The organism is Caulobacter segnis (assembly GCF_023935105.1).
GTDB lineage: Bacteria > Pseudomonadota > Alphaproteobacteria > Caulobacterales > Caulobacteraceae > Caulobacter > Caulobacter segnis_B.
In genome coordinates this window covers 1,499,117-1,515,792 of the sequence record NZ_CP096040.1, presented here as the reverse complement: position 1 = coordinate 1,515,792, position 16,676 = coordinate 1,499,117, and the positions used below count along the sequence as shown (strand labels likewise).

Annotated in this window: 15 protein-coding genes; 5 read left to right on the top strand and 10 right to left on the bottom strand. The window is 68.2% G+C overall.

The window, feature by feature from the left end:
- Positions 1–92: 92 nt before the first annotated feature.
- On the bottom strand, positions 93–743 hold the full coding sequence (locus tag MZV50_RS07485; RefSeq protein WP_252633786.1) for a TetR family transcriptional regulator: 651 nt from the start codon (positions 741–743) through the stop codon (positions 93–95).
- A gap of 206 nt (positions 744–949) precedes the next feature.
- Here MZV50_RS07485 and MZV50_RS07480 point away from each other — a divergent pair, with 206 nt between their 5' ends.
- The gene (locus MZV50_RS07480; protein ID WP_252633784.1) at positions 950–1,603 is read left to right on the top strand and encodes a Crp/Fnr family transcriptional regulator; all 654 of its coding nucleotides are present in this window, start codon (positions 950–952) and stop codon (positions 1,601–1,603) included.
- Here MZV50_RS07480 and MZV50_RS07475 read toward each other — a convergent pair.
- The 3 genes from MZV50_RS07475 to MZV50_RS07465 form a co-directional block, all read right to left on the bottom strand.
- On the bottom strand, positions 1,600–2,760 hold the full coding sequence (locus tag MZV50_RS07475; RefSeq protein ID WP_252633783.1) for a hypothetical protein: 1,161 nt from the start codon (positions 2,758–2,760) through the stop codon (positions 1,600–1,602). The two genes, MZV50_RS07480 and MZV50_RS07475, sit on opposite strands and share 4 nt — an antisense overlap.
- Before the next feature lie 381 nt (positions 2,761–3,141).
- Positions 3,142–3,792 carry a nucleotide synthetase gene (locus MZV50_RS07470; protein ID WP_252633782.1) on the bottom strand — a complete coding sequence of 217 codons (651 nt, stop codon included), beginning with the start codon at positions 3,790–3,792 and terminating at the stop codon, positions 3,142–3,144.
- Positions 3,789–5,534, bottom strand: a complete 1,746-nt coding sequence (locus MZV50_RS07465) for a TIR domain-containing protein (RefSeq protein ID WP_252633781.1) — start codon at positions 5,532–5,534, stop codon at positions 3,789–3,791. Before MZV50_RS07465 ends, MZV50_RS07470 begins: the two co-directional genes overlap by 4 nt.
- Before the next feature lie 192 nt (positions 5,535–5,726).
- Between MZV50_RS07465 and MZV50_RS07460 the strand changes: the two genes are divergently transcribed.
- The 4 genes from MZV50_RS07460 to MZV50_RS07445 all read left to right on the top strand — a co-directional run bounded on the left by MZV50_RS07460 (position 5,727) and on the right by MZV50_RS07445 (position 10,322).
- A complete protein-coding gene (locus tag MZV50_RS07460; protein ID WP_252633779.1) occupies positions 5,727–6,233 on the top strand; it encodes a hypothetical protein in 507 nt (168 codons plus the stop codon).
- Positions 6,234–6,279: 46 nt separating this feature from the next.
- On the top strand, positions 6,280–8,025 hold the full coding sequence (locus MZV50_RS07455; protein ID WP_252633777.1) for a peroxidase family protein: 1,746 nt from the start codon (positions 6,280–6,282) through the stop codon (positions 8,023–8,025).
- A 29-nt stretch (positions 8,026–8,054) separates the two neighbouring features.
- Complete coding sequence (locus MZV50_RS07450) at positions 8,055–9,488, top strand: hypothetical protein (RefSeq protein WP_252633776.1); 1,434 nt, start codon at positions 8,055–8,057, stop codon at positions 9,486–9,488.
- Positions 9,489–9,602: 114 nt separating this feature from the next.
- Positions 9,603–10,322: a matrixin family metalloprotease gene (locus tag MZV50_RS07445; protein WP_252633775.1), complete on the top strand. Its 720-nt coding sequence runs from the start codon at positions 9,603–9,605 to the stop codon at positions 10,320–10,322.
- A gap of 77 nt (positions 10,323–10,399) precedes the next feature.
- On the opposite strand, the gene MZV50_RS07440 is transcribed toward MZV50_RS07445, so the two are convergent.
- Genes MZV50_RS07440 through MZV50_RS07415 form a run of 6 tightly spaced genes read right to left on the bottom strand, consistent with a single transcriptional unit; the run spans position 10,400 to position 16,520 of the window.
- On the bottom strand, positions 10,400–11,377 hold the full coding sequence (locus MZV50_RS07440; RefSeq protein WP_252633774.1) for a sugar phosphate isomerase/epimerase family protein: 978 nt from the start codon (positions 11,375–11,377) through the stop codon (positions 10,400–10,402).
- Positions 11,378–11,403: 26 nt separating this feature from the next.
- Positions 11,404–12,372, bottom strand: coding sequence for a D-ribose ABC transporter substrate-binding protein (locus tag MZV50_RS07435; RefSeq protein WP_252633773.1), 969 nt, complete (start codon positions 12,370–12,372; stop codon positions 11,404–11,406).
- Positions 12,369–13,238: a DeoR/GlpR family DNA-binding transcription regulator gene (locus tag MZV50_RS07430; RefSeq protein WP_252633772.1), complete on the bottom strand. Its 870-nt coding sequence runs from the start codon at positions 13,236–13,238 to the stop codon at positions 12,369–12,371. The genes MZV50_RS07435 and MZV50_RS07430 overlap by 4 nt, the downstream gene beginning before the upstream one ends.
- An 8-nt stretch (positions 13,239–13,246) precedes the next feature.
- Complete coding sequence (locus MZV50_RS07425; RefSeq protein WP_252633771.1) at positions 13,247–14,299, bottom strand: ABC transporter permease; 1,053 nt, start codon at positions 14,297–14,299, stop codon at positions 13,247–13,249.
- 8 nt (positions 14,300–14,307) lie between these two features.
- On the bottom strand, positions 14,308–15,867 hold the full coding sequence (locus MZV50_RS07420; RefSeq protein ID WP_252633769.1) for a sugar ABC transporter ATP-binding protein: 1,560 nt from the start codon (positions 15,865–15,867) through the stop codon (positions 14,308–14,310).
- Entirely contained in the window at positions 15,864–16,520 is a 657-nt protein-coding gene (locus MZV50_RS07415) for a DUF2291 family protein (protein WP_252633768.1), read from the bottom strand. The genes MZV50_RS07420 and MZV50_RS07415 overlap by 4 nt, the downstream gene beginning before the upstream one ends.
- Between the last annotated feature and the right edge of the window lie 156 nt (positions 16,521–16,676).

The following is a 16,676-nucleotide window of genomic DNA, read 5'->3' as shown; positions in this document are numbered from 1 at the left end:
TCACTTAAAGCCGTTGGGTTTCGGGATCAAATGTTTTCCTAATATCGTTAGATTTTTGAATATCAGAGGGCGGGCCACCCCGCCGCGCCCCGTCAGGCCGTCGCGGTCGGACGCGCCAGGACGCCATGGAAGACGAGATCCAGCACGTGCTGGACGTACTGCTGCCGGACCTGCTCGGTCAGCTCGGTCATGCCCAGCGTCGTCGGCAGCGAATAGCCGGCGTAGAAGATGTGTTCGCAGGCTCCGACGACGCTGTAATACAGCATGCCCGGATCCAGCGGCCGGAACGCGCCGTCGCCCACGCCCTGGGCGACGATGGCGCGATAGGCGGCGATCATCGGCTCGACGAAGATCTTGGCGACCTTTTCGCTGGACGCCTTGTCGCCCTGTACGATCATGTAGTTGATCAGGCGGTTGACGTACGGCGAGCGATAATAAGTGTTGATGATGCCGCCGATGTGGATGCGCAGCTTCTGCTCGGCCGAGATGTCCATGCCCACCAGCGCCGCCAGATCGGCCATCGACCGCTCGGCCACCCGTTCCAGCAAGGCCAGCAGCAGCCCCTCCTTGCTACCGAAGTAGTACTTGATCAGCGCCGAGTTCAGCCCCGAGCGCTGGGCGATTTCGCTGAGCGAGACCTCGATGGTGGAGCGCTCCGAGAGCAGCGCGGCGGTGGCGTCGAAGAGGATCCCCCGCGAGTCGCGACGCTCGCCGCCGTTTCCGCTCGATTTCGCCCGCGCCATGTCGTCACCCCACCAGGACCATGCCGCCTAGCTAATCGATTGACTATGATGGTCAACGAAATTGTTCACGCGCGTTTGGCCGAGACGGGAAAAAGGCCGAACAACACCAAGTGTGGAATTCGGCGCGTCCTCATCGCGAAGGTTGTGTTCCGCGCGATCGTTGTGTCACCTTCAAAGCGTCGCACGAGCGTGGGGGCGTTCGGAACATGTCGGGATTGACCGCCTTCGTGCGCGAGATCTTCCAGTGCCAGGAAGACGTCGCACATTGCATCGCCAAGGCCGCGACCGAGCGTGGCTATCGGCCCGGCGCGGCGATCGTTCGCCAGGGCGATCAGTGCGATGAGACCTTCCTGTTGACCGTGGGGCGAGCCAGGGCCTCGGCCGTCGGCCGCGATGGGGCCTCGGTCCTTTTGCATGACTTCGCGCCCGGCGATCTGTTCGGGGCCACCGTCCGGCCCACGGCGCCGAGCGACGTCGACGTGACCGCGCTTGGCGTGGCGCGCGTCGCGGTGTTCATCGCGCTCGACTTCCTGCGCCTGATGGAGCGTCACAACTGCATCGGCATGGTTCTTTCGCGCCTGCTGCTGGCGCGCCTGAAGACCGCCAACAAGCGGCTCGTCGACCGCAACACCCTGAGCGCCGTCGGCCGGATCCACGCCGAGCTCCTGCGACGGGCCGAGCCCAACGGGTGGAGCATCAGCCCGCCGCCGGTCCTGGCCGCGCTGGCGCTGGAGCTGCAGACCACGCGGGAGACGGTGTCGCGCACGGTCAGCGCGCTGGAGCGACGCGGGCTGGTGCGCAGGACGGCCGAGGCGCTGATCATCGTCGCGCCCCGACGCCTTGAAAGCCTTGTCGACTAGGCTCCCGGCGCGAGGGCGTACGGACCAGCGGTGTCGCCGGTCAGGTTCGTGAGCCGCCTGGCCGTATCCGACGGCGCATCCAGCGCAAGGGTCGCCGCGAAGCACAGTTCGAAATAGAACCCGCCCGGCGGCGTGACTCTCAGCAGATCGGCGACCGTTTCGGGCGTCGATCCCATGGCCAGCATGCCAGCGCCGAACGGATTGGCGACCAGGTCGGTGAGACCATAGCCAGCCGCCATGCGCATCTGGGCGCCGAGCGCGCCGCGCAGGCCGTGGGCCACCGCCTCCGCCTCCCCTGGCGTCGCATAGGTGAGCAAAAGGGTGTGCCCGGACCAACTGGGCGCGGTCAGCGGCCTTGGCCCTTCGTCGATCACGCGCGCGAGCTTCGTCAGCAAGACTTGGCGATCACTGTCGGGTGGCAGATCCAGCACGCAGCCCAGGGCCACGGCCGATGTCGAGCGCGTCGAGGACGCCGGGCTGGTCGCCGCCGCCGCCGAGGCCTCGGAAGCGGGGCGGATCATGCGTTGGCGATGTCCCGCCGCGCGCCAACGCGCGGTCGCGAAGGCGTCGGCTTCGTCGCGCGTCGAGATGGCCAATTGAAGCGCCTCGCCCGCCAGGGCAGTCGCCTTGAGCACCGCCATGCCCATGGCGGTCTCGTCGCCCAGGGCGATGGCGCCGGGACTGACCTGGTCCAGCCCTGGGCCGGTGACGCCGACGCTTTGGGCCGCCGCGAGCAAGCGATCATAGCGCGATGCCCAGACCTGCCCCCAGGGCTCGACGGAGCTTTGACGGAACGCCTTCTGATCCAGGGGCAGGACGACGTGCAAATCGGCGCCGGCGGCGACCAGCGCCTCGGCGACGAGAATGTCGGCCCCCGCCGCCAAGGCGCCGTAACCGAACGCGACCCTCTCCTCCGCGAGGACGCCGGCGACGACGTCCCGCAGGGCGTCCTTGTCGCCGGACAGGGTCATCTGGCCCGTGAAGTGAAGGGCGCGGGGCGGATCGAGGATCGACAGCCAATCATCGGGCTGGCCAAGGCTCGAGAGGATCAGCCGGAACTGGCGCAGGGTGACGGCATGGTCCTCCCAGGCCCTGGGCCCGCGCGCGACGGCCTGTTGCAGCGCCGCCTTGGCCTCGTCCATCCGCCGCAACAGCATCAGCGCCTCGGCGCGCGTCGCGGCTTCGTAGAAGGGCGTGTCGTCGCCGGGCGCCGCCAGGGCGGCCAGGGCGAAGACCCTGCCGCCTTCCTCGTCCCCGGCCAGCAGGGACAGGCTGGCGGCGTTGATCAGGGCGTAGGCGCCCTCCCCGCGAGGCGGCTTCCCGATAGGCGTCGGCGGCGCGCGCGAAGAAGTCGCGACGCGCGTCGCCGTCGGCGGCGCGCGCGCGTTCCTTGAGCAGACGCCCCTTCAAGATCAGCGCCGCGGAATCCCGTGACGCGATCAATCCGGCCTGGGCGAACAGTTCCCAGGCCTGATCGATGGCGCCGGCGCGGATGAGGACCCCGATGTCGACGAAGGGGGCGGATGCGGACACAGCCATCAATCGCCCGACGGCGGGATCGAGTTCTCGCTCTCGTTCTTCACGTCAGGGTCGAAGATGACTTTGACGGGCCCGGCCGGCTTGATGAATTCGATATGAAAATTGAAGCCGTCCCGATCAGGGTTCGGCATACCCGAATTCTTCGGCCCTCTCTTGCGCACGCCGAAGTACAGTAATTTGCAGCCACTATCCCGCACCACGGCGCCGGGGTCTCCCAGTTCGTCATCCGGGTCGTTGTACGCGTGGATGAGGCATATATTTCGATCGTTGGATGGGGCCTTCGTCGTACAGCCGTACTCCTCCGGAGAGAAACGCCAGTTGCTGACCGAGTCTCCGAGTTGAACAACGACCCAGCATTGCTGCGTGATCGGTATGTCCAGAGGAGAAACCAGAGGAGGGATGGTAGCCGGCGTCGGACTGGTCGCCAGATGCTTCACGTAGTTCTTGATCGTCCGGCTATCGGTAATCGGCGGAGGGGGAGGAGATGGGAATCTAAGCATGAAGCCGATCTCTCCATTTTGCGTCTCGGCCTCGACGATGACGTGAATGATTTCCTTTGGATCGAACTTCTTCTTGGGACTGTCCGGGCTGTTGGGAATTTTCCCGAGCGCGTTGTTTTCCACGGCGAGGCGGAATTGAGAGCTGATCATTTCTGCGTTCCTTTGAGTTGATTTAAGTAGGCGATACTCCTGTCGATCTGATCGAGCAGGCGCTTGGCGCGTGCTTCATCTGGATCTTCCGCGAGGAGGCGGACCGCTTCGGGACGCCCCTCGTTCAGCCGCGCCAAGGCGCCCGCGCGGTCGCCCGCGGCATGGGCCAGGCTGGCATAGGCCTGCTGCAGCACGATCCAGTCCGCACGGACGTTCCGGTCCTTCGGACGTTCGGCCAGTTGCGCGGCGAGGATCATCGCTTCCTGATCGCGCTCGGCGCGGGCGCGCGCCAGATCGCCCGCGCGCTGATAGGCGTCGGCCATCCACGCGTGGCGGTTGACCATGTCGGAGGCCACCGCGCGCCGGCCGTCTTCCACGCGGTTGGCGACCTCGCGCATGGCGTCGAGCGAGCGGGCGCAGCGCTCCAGCGCGGCCTTGGTGTCGCGCATCTTCAGCGCCACCGCGCACAGGTTGCCCTGGGCATAGGCCGCTTCCTTGCGATACTCGACGCTGTCGGGCTTGAGCCAGACCAGGCTGTCGGCCAGCTGGGCGTAGCGTTCGTAGCCGCCCTTGGCCTTCGCCCAATCCTGCCGCCGGTAGGCGATCTGGGCGATGCCGAACTCGTTCTGAGCGTGCTCGAAGATCCGTTGAGGATCGCCGGGTTCCGACGTCTTCAGCCGGCTCGTCACGCGATAGGCTTCATCGAAGCGCGCGAGCGCGCCGCCCAGATCGCCGCTGCGCTCGAAATCCTGACCCAGGGCGTTCAGCACCCTGGCCCGGCGCGCGGCCGAGGTCGGCGGCAGACGGTCCGACCGACCAGCGTAGTATTCGAGGGCGCGCTGGCTGACGGCGCTCTGCACCGCGAGCTTCTCGCTCCCCTCCAGCTTGCCGCGCAGTTCGGTCGACATGAACTCCACCATGGCTTCGGCTTCCTGCCGTTGGTTCTCCGCTTCGCCGCGCGCCTCCAGGGCCGCGACACGCTGACGGTCCGCCTCGTCCCGCGCCTGCAAGGCCTCGGTCCTCTGGCGTTGCGCCTCGTCGCGCGCCGACAGGGCGAGCGTCTTCTGGCGCCTGGCCTCTCCCAGGGCTTCCAGGGCGAGACCTTTCTGTCGGCGGGCTTCGTGACTTGAGCTGAGGGCCAAGGCCGTAAGCAGACCCATGGTTAGCGCGGCGATCACGGACACCGCCGTGACGGCCGTCACGGTCCTCAGATGTCTTTGGGCGTCACGCTGGACCAGCTCGTCCAGGCCCACCCCGGCCATGCCGGCCACCAGCTTCAGGAGCGCCAGGCGATGCCCGTCGCGGTTGGGCCTGAAATCGGCCGCCAGGGGTTCGGCGCCGACGCACAGCGGAGCCGGAAAGGCCGCGTCCGGCTCGCCCGCGATCAAGGCGGCCAAGACAGGTCGATCGGGATGCAGGGCGCGGAAAAGCTCGACCTCGCGCGCCACCCACGGCGAGGCCGCAGCGTTGGGCGAGCAGATCACCAACAGGACCTTGGAGGCGCTGAGGGCCGCGCGGACCTCGACGCTCAGGTCGTGGGCGGCCGGAAATTCCTCGCGATCACGGAAGATCGGCGTCAGCCGGCGCGGCGTGACGCCCCGGGCCGTTTCGCGGCCGACCAGCCGCCGGGGAAGGACATATCGCTCCAGCTGCCCATGGAGCCTGCGGCCCTGGACCGCGTCCCTGTGGCTGTAGCTGACAAATCCCCAATAGCGCGCGGGCGCTGACCAATCCCCGTCCATGGCCCCCCGCCAATAGCCGTGATCTTCACCGTAGATTGGCAGAGGAACGGGGGATTCACAACGCAATCGTGCGCGGAGGGAACTTTCTCGCTTACCGCGTGACGGCCATCACGCGGTGACGCTTCGTCGCCTGCCTAGTCTCGCGTCATTCGCCACCCATTCCGGTTGGTCGATCAGAACGGAGGACTAGCCATGAGCCTCAGTAGCCTCGCCACCCGGCAAGCGATCCGGACGCCCAACGTCGCCGCCCTCGTCGGTAGCCCGCCCGCGGTGCAGAAGGACGTCTTCGAGCCGTTGACCCGCTACCTGCCGACCGAGACGATCACCCTGTTCCTCGCCGCGATCGCGGCCGGCGTCCAGACCCCTTCGATCGACGTCGACGGGATCGAACTGCACACCTCCCTGGTCCTCTACGCCGGGTTCGCCCTGCTCACGCCGACGCTCTATCTGAGCCTGGCCTACGTCAAGCAGCGCGAGGCTGAGCGGCAGGCCGGCGCGAGCAAGGCCCCGTTCCGCCCCCACCCCTGGCCCCCGATCGCCGCCACGATCGCCTTCCTGATCTGGGCGCTCTCGCTCAAGGGCGTGATGTCCGACAGTGGCCTGGCGAAATGGGGCGGCCTGCTCGCCGTGGCCGCCATCGTCGTCTCCAGCCTGCTGTCGCTGGTCGACCGCGTCCTGAACCTGAAGCCGGCCGCCTAGCCGCCTGGCCGCTCCCAAACCTCAACCCAGACCTCGGAGAATCGTCATGCTTCTCTCCCTCGGACACGGCGACCGCATCGTGCTCGTCGACGCCGCCTCGCCCGCCGACGCCCAACTGGCGAAGGCCGCCCGGACCGAGCCCGATCGCACGGCCATCACCGGCGCCGACGCCGCCGTGGCGCCGCGCGCCCGACGCGGGGCCACGGCCACCGGCGAGGGCGATCGCTTCGGCTATCTCTTTCCCGGCGCGGCCTCGCAGCCGCCGGTGGCCGGGGCGAAGCTGGACGCCCTGGCCGACGCCATGATCGACCCGGCCGGCGGGTCGGCGGCGCGCTCCGGGCTTCCGCCCGTGATGACCTACTACGGACAGTTCATCGATCACGACATCACCGCCAACACCGACCGGGAGAACGGCAAGACCTTCACCATCGTCGGCGAGACGATCACGCCGCTGGCGCGGGATCTGGTCGTGTCCGGGATCACCAACCTGCGCCACGCCAAGCTCGATCTCGACAGCCTCTATGGCGACGGTCCGCTGGACCATCCGCTGGAGGCGGTCATGCGCAACGGGGCGGCCATGCGGGTCGGCGCCGAAACGAACGTCACCGGCCAGTTTCCCGGCATGGAGCGTCCGCCCCTGCCCGTCGACACGGCTTGCGACCTCCCGCGCGTCGGGCCGCTGGTCGCGGCGGGCCTGCTGGATCCCACCGCCGTGCCGCCCGAGCTGCTGACGCCAGGCCAGCCGCCGAACCAGAGCCGCAAGGCCCTGATCGGGGACGGCCGCAATGACGAGAACCTGGTCGTCGCGCAGCTGCACACCGCCATGCTGAGGTTCCACAATGTGGTCGTGGCCGAGCTGGCGCCGAGAAACCTGCCCGACCGCGAATGCTTCCTCGAGGCCCAGCGCTTCGTTCGCCACGTCCATCAGTGGCTGGTCATCAACGACTACCTACCGACGGTTTGCGATCGCGCGACGCTCGCGGACGTCCTGGAAGCGGGGGCGCCGCTCTACAAGCGGTTCCACGAGGCGCGCCAGGACCAGATCCCGGCCAGCGCGCTGCCCATGCCGCTGGAGTTCTCGGTGGCGGGCTTCCGGTTCGGTCACTCGATGATCCGCAACGGCTATGACTACAACCGCAACTTCGGCGCCGAGGCGAAGATCCTTCCCTTCGCCAGTCTCGAGCAGCTGTTCCAGTTCACCGGCAAGTCGCCCACGCCCTTCCTCGGGGCGCCGACCCTGCCGAACAACTGGATCGCGGAGTGGAGCCGGTTCACCGCCGACCTCGACGCCGCCCACGACGCGCGCCCGATCGACACCCGCCTGGCGCCGACGCTGCTGGCGCTTCCCAACGAGGGCGGCGCGCCCGAGGATCTGATGAAGCATCTGGCTCGCCGCAACCTGCGCCGCGGCTGGCTTCTGAACCTTCCCAGCGCCCAGACCCTGATCGCCGAACTCGCCGCCGCGGGCCTGCCGGTCAGCCGCGTCCTGACCCGCGACGAGTTGCTGTCGGGCGCCACCGGCGCCGCCCTGGTCGACGGCGGCTTCGATGAAGCCACGCCCCTGTGGTTCTATGTCCTCAAGGAAGCCGAGATCGTCCAAGGCGGCGAACGGCTGGGGCCGCTGGGCTCGCGCATCGTCGCCGAGACCCTGGCCGGCCTCGTGATCGCCGACCCCGACAGCTACTGGAACCGCCAGCCGAATGGAACCTGGCGACCGAGCGACGAACTGCGTCCCGCCGGCGTGGACATCACCCGGCTGACCGACCTGCTGCACGCCGCCGGCGTGCTCTGACCCTCAACAACCTTCCAGGAGACAGTCCCATGTCGGGAACCGATTTCATCGCCAGGCGCGGCCTCGCGGCCGCCCTGCTGTCCACGAGCCTGCTGTCGGCCGGCTGCGCCACCGTGCAGTCCTTGCCGAAGGACACCACGCGGGGGCTGGAGCGCGACGCCGGGGGGCTCACCTACTTCCTGCCCCAGAAGCTGGCGAAACTGACGATCACGCGCGAACCGGTCGATCCCGAGGAGCAGGCGCAAGCGCTCAAGGACGCCACCGCCGCGCTGAAGAGCGCGAAGGCGGACCAGGCGGCCAAGAAAGCCGCCGCCGAAGGCGAGCAAGCCTTGCTGGACCAGCTGGGCGCCGACGCCAGCGCGCGATCGAGCCAGGCCGAGGCCGCCGAGCTCACCAAGGCCGCGCAGGACCTGAGCGACATCCGCGTGACCAAGGCCAAGGCCGCCGCCGACGCCGCCGACAAGGCCTATCGCGCGGCGCTGCAGGGCGCGAAATGCGCCTATACCGGCAAGCTCGAACTGCTGCCGGCGCAGGCCGATGTCTCGCACCGCTACGTGGCCCAGCTGCGCCACAACTGGCTTCGGGACGATACCGTCAAGCTGGCGGTGACACCGGCCGGCCTGCTGTCGTCCTCGAACGTCGTGGCGGCCGACAGGACGGGCGACATCCTCGTCGAAGTCGCCGGCGCCTTGGCGGGACTCGGCCCGGCGGGCGGGAAAAGCGCCCTGTGGAGTAACAAACCTCAGCCTCCGAAAGCCCAAGAGCTGCCATGCGGCGAACCTCGGACGATCGTCCAGGTCTTCGACCCGTCGGACGAGGACGCGCGACTGCTCGTCGCCAAGAGGCTGAAGCAGGCGGACTATCCCTTCCTCATCGGTCCGATCTCCGCGCAGAAGAAGAAGACGCTCGACACCAAGACCTCGGATCTCTCCACGCTTGACGAACCGCCCACCAAGCTGGCGGCCGTCAGCAGCGACAAGTCGGTGGCCGACGAGATCCGCAAGAGCGACCGCGGGGCGATCTTCTACCGCTCTCCACTTCCCATGACGCTCACGCTCGAGCAGAAGGCGGACGGTGAGAACTGGCACGTCATCGACGCCATCCTGGCCCAGCTGCCCCAGGCCGGCCCGATCAGCTACATCCCGACCAATTCGTCGGCCTTCGTCAAAACGGTCGACGACGTGGTCTTCGCCGACGGCGTCATATCCAGTTGGTCGCCCGACCGGCCCAGCGAGGTGCTCGAGGTCGTGCGCCTGCCGGTCAAGATCGCCACGGCGATCATCTCGGTTCCGGCCCAGCTCCTCTCGCTGCGGGTCGACTACAGCAGCCACGCCAAGGCCCTGGCCGACCAGCAGGCCGCCGAGATCACCTCCGCGAAGACCCTGTCCAAGCTTCAGAAGTGCCTGAACGACGCCGAGGCCGCCGGCTCCGACGGCCTGGCTTGCCTGCCCCCGGCGCCCTGACGTCCAGGCGCCGCACCCCCCAACATCGGAAAGGAGAACCCCATGACCCGGGAGTCCATGACAAACGCTATGCCCCTCGCGCTCGCCAAACGCGAGGACGCGCCGTCCCCCCACGTGCATCTCTTTCGAAACGGCGTTCGCTGCGATACCGACAGGCGAGGCCACGCCACGCCGGGCGGCAAGAGCCTCGAAAAACTCGTCGTCGACGCGTCCGAGGGGTTCATTCCGCTCTGGGACAAGAACGTGATCCTGCGCTGGCGGTTCGCGGAGGGCACGCTGGACCACTTCCAGGACCCCGCCGCCGCCGAGCGCGTGATCGAGGACCTGTTCGGCCGGGCCATCCTGGCGTGGGGCGTCGCCGTTCCGGTCAAGTTCGCCAAGCGCAACGACGCGTGGGACTTTCAAATCGTCGTCCGACGGAACGACGACTGCGACAACAACGGCTGCGTGTTGGCCAGCGCGTTCTTCCCGGACGCCGGACGCCACCAGCTCGACATCTATCCGAAGATGTTCGAGCAGAGCGACAAGGAGCAGCTCGAGACCCTGGCGCATGAACTCGGCCACGTGTTCGGCCTGCGCCACTTCTTCGCCCTGCTCTCGGAACAGAGCTTCCCCGCCGAGATCTTCGGCGTGCACAAGCGCTTCTCGATCATGAACTACGGCGAGGACAGCTTCCTCACCGCGGACGACAAGTCCGACCTGGCGAAGCTGTACGACGCCGCCTGGAGCCGCCGGATCACCGACATCAACGGGACTCCCATCCACCTGGTCCGCCCGTTCCATGAAGGGGCGGCGCCGGGCGGCGCCCTGGCCGTGGCCGCGGTCAGGGCGTAACGGAGGCGTCGCCAAGCGAGCGCCTTCATCCAGGACCGCCGGCGGGTGGCGGTCCTGGCCCCGCGGGCCTTAGGCCGTCAGCCGAACAGGGCCGAGCGGGCGATATCCAGCGCGGCCACCGCATCCTGACGCGCCTGGGCGGCCTTCAGCCCCTCGATGTCCAGGCGATCGAGCGCCGTCTCGATGCGCTTGAGGAAACGGATGGCGCTGTTGGCGGCGGCGACGCTGTCCTCGCGGAACGGGAATTGATCCAGCTGCCAGACGCCTTCCCAGCCGTTCTTGCGCAGGGTCCAGAAGAACTCGAACAGCTCGATCGGATGAACCGAGCCGGCGATCAGGTCGTCGTCCCAGCCGCGCATGTTGTCGTTGACGTCCATGCCGAACAGGCGGCCGTGATCGATGGCCAGCTGGGCCGCGTCGGCGGGGGACTCGCCGCCGTACAGCGAATGGCCGAAGTCGAGCAGGATGCCGACGTTCGGCGCGCCCATGCGCTCGATGGCCAGCAGGGTGCGGGCCACGGAATCGTAGCTCATGTGCACCCGCGGCTCCCGCGGCTTGTATTCGATGACGAACTTCAGGTCCGGGTTCTGGGCGGCCAGCTCGGCCACGCCCTCGACCGACGCGGTCCACAGCGCCTTGTGATCGACCTGGAACGGATAGTCCCAGCCGTCCTGGCCGGGCCACAGCTTGACGTAGTCGGCGCCGAAATGGCGGACCATCTTGGCCGCCTCGTTGCACATCTGGTTGGCCAGGCGTCGCACGCCAGGATCGGGATTGGTGAAGGCGCCCTTGGAGAACTGGCGGGTATAGATCTCTGGTGTGATGCCGATGACCTTCAGGCCGTTGCGGTCGAGCGCCTGGTCGATCGCCGACAGCGAGACCCCCTGCCCCACGAACGGGAAGTTGATGTCGACCACCGACAGGTCCTCGACCTGACCGGCCAGGTCGATCATCTCCAGCAGGGTGCGCGACGGGCCGTAGCCGTCGGTGGCGTAACGGTCGACATAGGTCGCGAAGTGCCAGATGCCGGCGCCATATCGTTGCTTGGCCGTCATGGGGTACGCTTTCGATTTGAGGGGTTTCAGAGGCCTTCGGGCTTGGCCAGCGCGAAGTTGTCGAGGCGTGGAGCGTTGGTCCGGTCGACCAGGAAGCAGTCCATCAGGAGCTTCTCGCGCTCGCCGGTCTTGCCGGTCTTGAGGTAGCGGTCGGCCAGCTCGACGGCGTACTGGGCCTGGCGGTGCGCCGGCTGCAGCACGGTCGCGCGCATCTTGCCCGCCGCGATGGCGTCGCGAGCGTCGTTTGAGCCGTCGAAGCCGACCACGATCACGTCCCGGCGGCCGGCGCTTTCCAGGGCGGCCACCGCGCCCAGCGCCATGGTGTCGTTGCCGGCGATCACGCCCTTTAGGTCGGGGTGGGCCTGCAGGATCGACTGCATGACCGCGAAGGCTTGGGCCTGGTCCCAGTTGGCGCTCTGGCGCGAGACCATCTTCAGGTCGGGATATTGGTCGAGAACGTCGTGGAAGCCGCGCGAACGGATGGCGGCGTTGGTGTCGGACTCCTTGCCGACCAGCTCGGCATAGGCGCCCTTCTCCTGCAGCGCCTCGGCGAAGGCCTGGCCGCCCAGGGCCGCGCCCTGGTAGTTGTTGGAGACGATCTGCACGGCGGCCGCGCCGCGGCTGGAGATCTCCCGGTCGATCAGGAACACTGGCACGCCCGCGGCCTTGGCGCGCTGGACGGCCGCGACGCTGGCGTCGGCGCCGGCGTTGTCGAGGATGATCGCCGATGCGCCCCGGGCGATGGCGGTGTCGATAAGCTGGCTTTGCTTGAAGGCGTCATCGCCGTGCGAGAACTTCAGCGTCCGGTACCCCAGCGCCACGGCCCGCTGCTCGGCGGCCAAGGCTTCCTGGCCGAAGAACGGATTGTCGAGCGACGGGGTGATCACCACCATCAGGCTCGAGCGACCCGCGCGCGGCGCGACCATGACCAGGACGACCGCCAGCACGGCGATCACCGCCGCGCCCAGGACCAGAAGCTGGGTTCTTCTCGTCATGCCACGATAACCTCTATGCCCGCGTCTTCGAAGGCGCGGCGATCTTCGTCGCGGACGCCGCTGTCGGTGATCAGGCCGTGGATGTTCTCGATCCCGCCCAGCGACGAGAACGACGTCTTGCCGATCTTCGTGGAGTCCGCCGCCAGATAGACCTTGGACGCCGACCGGATCATCGCGCGCTTGACGGCGATGTCGGAGATGGCCGGGAAAGTCAGGCCCGCCTCGAACGAGACGGCGGCGGTGGCCAGGAACAGCTTCTGGGCGAACAGCCCCTCGAAATAGTCCGCCGACCGTTCGCCCGACAGCGACAGAGTCGGCGCCTTGAACTGCCCGCCCGGCATGTGGACCGTGTAGGTCGGGATCGCGCCCAGGATCAGGGCGATGTTGAGGGCGTTGGTGACCACGTTCAGGCCCTGACGATCGCCCAGGTTCATGGCGATCTCGGTGATGGTCGAGCCGGCGTCCATGATGATGGTCTCGTGGTCCTCGACCAGGGCGGCGGCGGCCTGGCCGATCCGCTTCTTGGCGTCCATGTTGACCAGGTGATGCAGCGCCATGGCGCGCACCTGCTGGGGCACCGACTTGAGATAGGCCCCGCCGTGTTCGCGGACGATATGGCCGTCGGCCTCCAGCCGCTCCAGATCCTGGCGGATCGTCACCTCCGAGACCGCGAAGGCCTCGGCCAGGTCGCGTACGCGGGCGCTGCCGGATTCCTGGAACCAGGCCAGCATCTTCATCCGGCGGGGCTCGCCCAGCAGCGAGGCGCCGGCCGACGGCGGACGGGGGCTGGTGGCGAGCTTGGCGCGCGCCGTCGTCTTGGCCGCGCCCTTGGCGTTTTCAGTCTTCGTGGAAGTTCCCTTGGCCATGTCCGTTCTCAATCCCGCGCGCCGATGATCCGGCCCTGCAACTGATCGAGTACAACGGCCGTGACGATTACCGTACCCTTGATCACCATTTGCCAGAACTCGCTGACGCCGATCATGACCATGCCATCGCCGAGAACGCCGATGACGCAGGCGCCGATGATCGACCCGCCGATGGTTCCGCGCCCGCCGGCCAGCGACGCGCCGCCCAGGACGACGGCGGCGATGGCGGAAAGCTCGAAGGTTTCGCCCGAGGCGGGGTGGGCCGCGACGAGGTCCGAGGCGACGATCAGGCCGACCAGGGCCGCGCACATGCCCGAGATCACATAGACCATGGTCTTGACCCGGCCGACGCGAACCCCCGACAGCTGGGCGGCGCGGTCGTTGCCGCCAACGGCATAGACGCGGCGACCGAAGGGCGTGTTGGCCGCGACCCAGGCGGCGGCGGCGGCCAGCACGATCATGATCAGCACCGGGACCGGCACGCCGGCAAGCCGGCCCGCGCCCAGCAGGGGAAAGCCCTCGTTGCCGTAGTCGGCGCCGCCGGTCAGGTTCGGGAAGGTCGAACCGTTCGAGCAGAGCAGCGCCGCGCCGCGCGCGACATAGAGCACACCCAGGGTGGCGATGAACGGCGCGACGCCGAAGCGCGTGATCAACGTCCCGTTCACCAGGCCGATCAAGCCGCCGATCGCCACGACGATGGCGATCACCGCCAGGGTCGAAGGATAGACGACCACGCCCAGCGGGCCCGCCGTGATCCCGTTCAGGATCAGCGCCCCGCCGATCATCCCCGACAGGCCGGCGATCGAGCCGACCGAGAGATCGATGCCGCCAGTGAGGATCACATAGGTCATGCCGATCGCCAGGATGGCGATGGTGGCGATGTGCTTGGCGGTGATCAGCAGGCTGGCCACCGACAGGAAGTTCGGGGCCTGCACGGCGAAGAAGGCGGTGACCAGCACCAGCGCCACCAGGGCCCGCGACTTGAACAGCAGAGCGACCCAGGCCGGGGCCTGCGGGCTGCTGGCGGCCGGGATGGCCGAAGCGGTAGCGGTCGAGGTCATACCCACCTTCACTGCGCGAGCGCGGCGCGCTTGGGGCGCGGCGCGGAAGAAGAAGAAGAAGAAACGACCGCGCCATTGGCGGCCTGGACCAGCAGGGCCTCGTTGGCCTGGGCCGCCGGCAGGTCCGCGGTCAGCCGCCCCTTCGAAAGCACGAGGACGCGGTCGGCGATGCCGAGCGCCTCCAGCATGTCCGAGGTCGTGAACGCCACGGCCAGACCGTCGCCGGCCAGTTCGCGCATGGCGGCGAACACCTCGGCGCGGGCGCCGATGTCGATGCCGCGCGTGGGCTCGTCCAACAGCAGGGCCAGCGGCGCGCACAGCAGGCAGCGGCCGATGACCACCTTCTGCTGGTTACCGCCAGACAGGGCTCCGATCGGGGTCGCGCCAGACGGGGCCTTCACGCCCAATCGCGCGATCATGGTCCGCACCGCATTGGCCTCGGCCGAAGCGGAGACGACGCCCAGGCGCGACAGTCGCCCGATCCCCGAGATCCCGAGATTGCCGCCCACCGTCAGGTTCTGGAACAGACCCTCGCGCTGGCGGTCCTCCGGAACCATCAGCAGGCGGCGCTCCACCCGTTCCGCGGCCGAGCGCTTCTCGATCGCCTCGCCGGCCAGTCGCACGCGCCCCGTCCCGCGACGCAGGCCGAAGGCGTATTCGAAGAGTTCGGTACGGCCCGCGCCTAGCAGACCGTAGATCGCCACGATCTCGCCGGCCCGGAAGTCGGCGCTGACCTCATCCACCAGCCGCGCGCCGTCGCCACGCTGGACGACGATGTCTTGCAGCGAAAGAACCACCTCGCCCGCGGCGCGCGGCGCCGCGCGGTCCGGCGCGGCGGCGGCCTCGCCCAGCATGGTCTCGATGATCCACGGCACCGAGGCCTGGGCGACCGGAACCGAGGCCACGACCGCGCCGTCGCGCATGACGGTGATGTGGTCGCCGATCCGCATCAGCTCTTCCAGCCGATGGGAGATGTAGACCACGCCCACGCCCTGGCGCTTCAGCTCGTCGATCACCGCGAACAGGTTGGCGACCTCCTCTTCGCTGAGCGCCGAGGTCGGCTCGTCCATGATCAGGACGCGGGCGTCCTCGACCAGCACGCGGGCGATCTCGACGATCTGCCGCTGGCCGATGCTGAGCGCCGAGACGGGCGTGCGGCAGCCGAAGGTCGCGCCCAGGCGCGCCAGCGCTTCCTCGGCCTTGCGGCATTCGGCGGCGTGGTCGATCGAAAGGCCGGTTCGCAGATTGCGGCCCAGGAAGATGTTCTCAACCACCGTCAGGTTCGGACAGAGGTTCAGTTCCTGGAACACGATGCCGATACCGTGCCGAGCCGCGTCGCGGACCGAGCGCGGCCTCACCGGCGCGCCATCCAGACGGATCTCGCCGCCGTCGGGTTGTTCGACCCCGACCAGGATCCGCATCAGGGTCGACTTGCCCGCGCCGTTCTCGCCGATCAGCACATTGACCGCCCCGCCCCGCACGTCGAAGTCGACGCCGCGCAGAGCCGCCGTCGCGCCATACGATTTGGCGACGCCGCGCGCGCTGAGAAGAACGGGCTGGTCGCTCACGAGGCGGCGACCTTGTCGACCGAGATCGGCGTGACGAACACGGGCTGGCCCTTCGGCGGCAGGTCGAACGCGCCGACGACGCGGACCCGGTCTCCGGGCTTCAGCCCGTCCAGAGTGGGCTTCAGGTTCGACAGCGAGGTCTTGGTCAGGGCTCGGCCGACATCGGCGAAGGCCAACTGGTCGGTGAAGTCGTCGAAGGCGATGAACGGCAGGGCGTCGCGCAACGAGGTCCCGACCACCACCGGCCCGGTCTGAAGCTTCACGGGACGGGCGCCGTCCAGTTTCACCTCGATCGTGCGGCGGCGGGAGCTGTCGTCGACCGCATCGACCACGCCCTCGCCGGAAACGACGAAGGTCCAGGCCGCGCCTTCCCCGGACCGACGGCCCAGCTTGGCGCCCGCCGTGTCGGCATCGGCGTCGATGGCGGCGAACAGGTCCTTGGCGGGCACGGCCCGGGCTTGAAAGGCCGGCAGCGCCTGGCTCCGCCAGATGCGCGCGACATAGGTGTCGGCGTTGAAGTTCAGGCTGCGCTTGGCGCGGATGGCCTGATCCTGCTCGATCGTCACGATCTTGCAGCCCGTCAGCGCCAGGGCGCAAGCCAGCAGGACGGCGGCGCGCATCGCCCTACGGTGTTGCAGACCCAGCCTGGCCACGCGCCCTCCCATCCCTAACGAACTCGCCGAACGATCTTCGTTTATTTTCTTTTTGCGGAGCCAAGATGCATACCGCATTCCAGGCTGTCAAACCGGTTCCGGTGATTTTCCTACGAAATTCATTCCGTCGCCTTTCGCTGAGCATTGCAATTCGAA

What these genes read in the sequence shown, in the direction of transcription:
- MZV50_RS07485 (WP_252633786.1), bottom strand. Translation starts at nt 743, where the DNA reads ATGGCGCGGGCGAAATCGAGCGGAAACGGCGGCGAGCGTCGCGACTCG.
- MZV50_RS07480 (WP_252633784.1), top strand. Translation starts at nt 950, where the DNA reads ATGTCGGGATTGACCGCCTTCGTGCGCGAGATCTTCCAGTGCCAGGAA.
- MZV50_RS07475 (WP_252633783.1), bottom strand. Translation starts at nt 2,760, where the DNA reads ATGCTGTTGCGGCGGATGGACGAGGCCAAGGCGGCGCTGCAACAGGCC.
- MZV50_RS07470 (WP_252633782.1), bottom strand. Translation starts at nt 3,792, where the DNA reads ATGATCAGCTCTCAATTCCGCCTCGCCGTGGAAAACAACGCGCTCGGG.
- MZV50_RS07465 (WP_252633781.1), bottom strand. Translation starts at nt 5,534, where the DNA reads ATGGACGGGGATTGGTCAGCGCCCGCGCGCTATTGGGGATTTGTCAGC.
- MZV50_RS07460 (WP_252633779.1), top strand. Translation starts at nt 5,727, where the DNA reads ATGAGCCTCAGTAGCCTCGCCACCCGGCAAGCGATCCGGACGCCCAAC.
- MZV50_RS07455 (WP_252633777.1), top strand. Translation starts at nt 6,280, where the DNA reads ATGCTTCTCTCCCTCGGACACGGCGACCGCATCGTGCTCGTCGACGCC.
- MZV50_RS07450 (WP_252633776.1), top strand. Translation starts at nt 8,055, where the DNA reads ATGTCGGGAACCGATTTCATCGCCAGGCGCGGCCTCGCGGCCGCCCTG.
- MZV50_RS07440 (WP_252633774.1), bottom strand. Translation starts at nt 11,377, where the DNA reads ATGACGGCCAAGCAACGATATGGCGCCGGCATCTGGCACTTCGCGACC.
- MZV50_RS07435 (WP_252633773.1), bottom strand. Translation starts at nt 12,372, where the DNA reads ATGACGAGAAGAACCCAGCTTCTGGTCCTGGGCGCGGCGGTGATCGCC.
- MZV50_RS07430 (WP_252633772.1), bottom strand. Translation starts at nt 13,238, where the DNA reads ATGGCCAAGGGAACTTCCACGAAGACTGAAAACGCCAAGGGCGCGGCC.
- MZV50_RS07425 (WP_252633771.1), bottom strand. Translation starts at nt 14,299, where the DNA reads ATGACCTCGACCGCTACCGCTTCGGCCATCCCGGCCGCCAGCAGCCCG.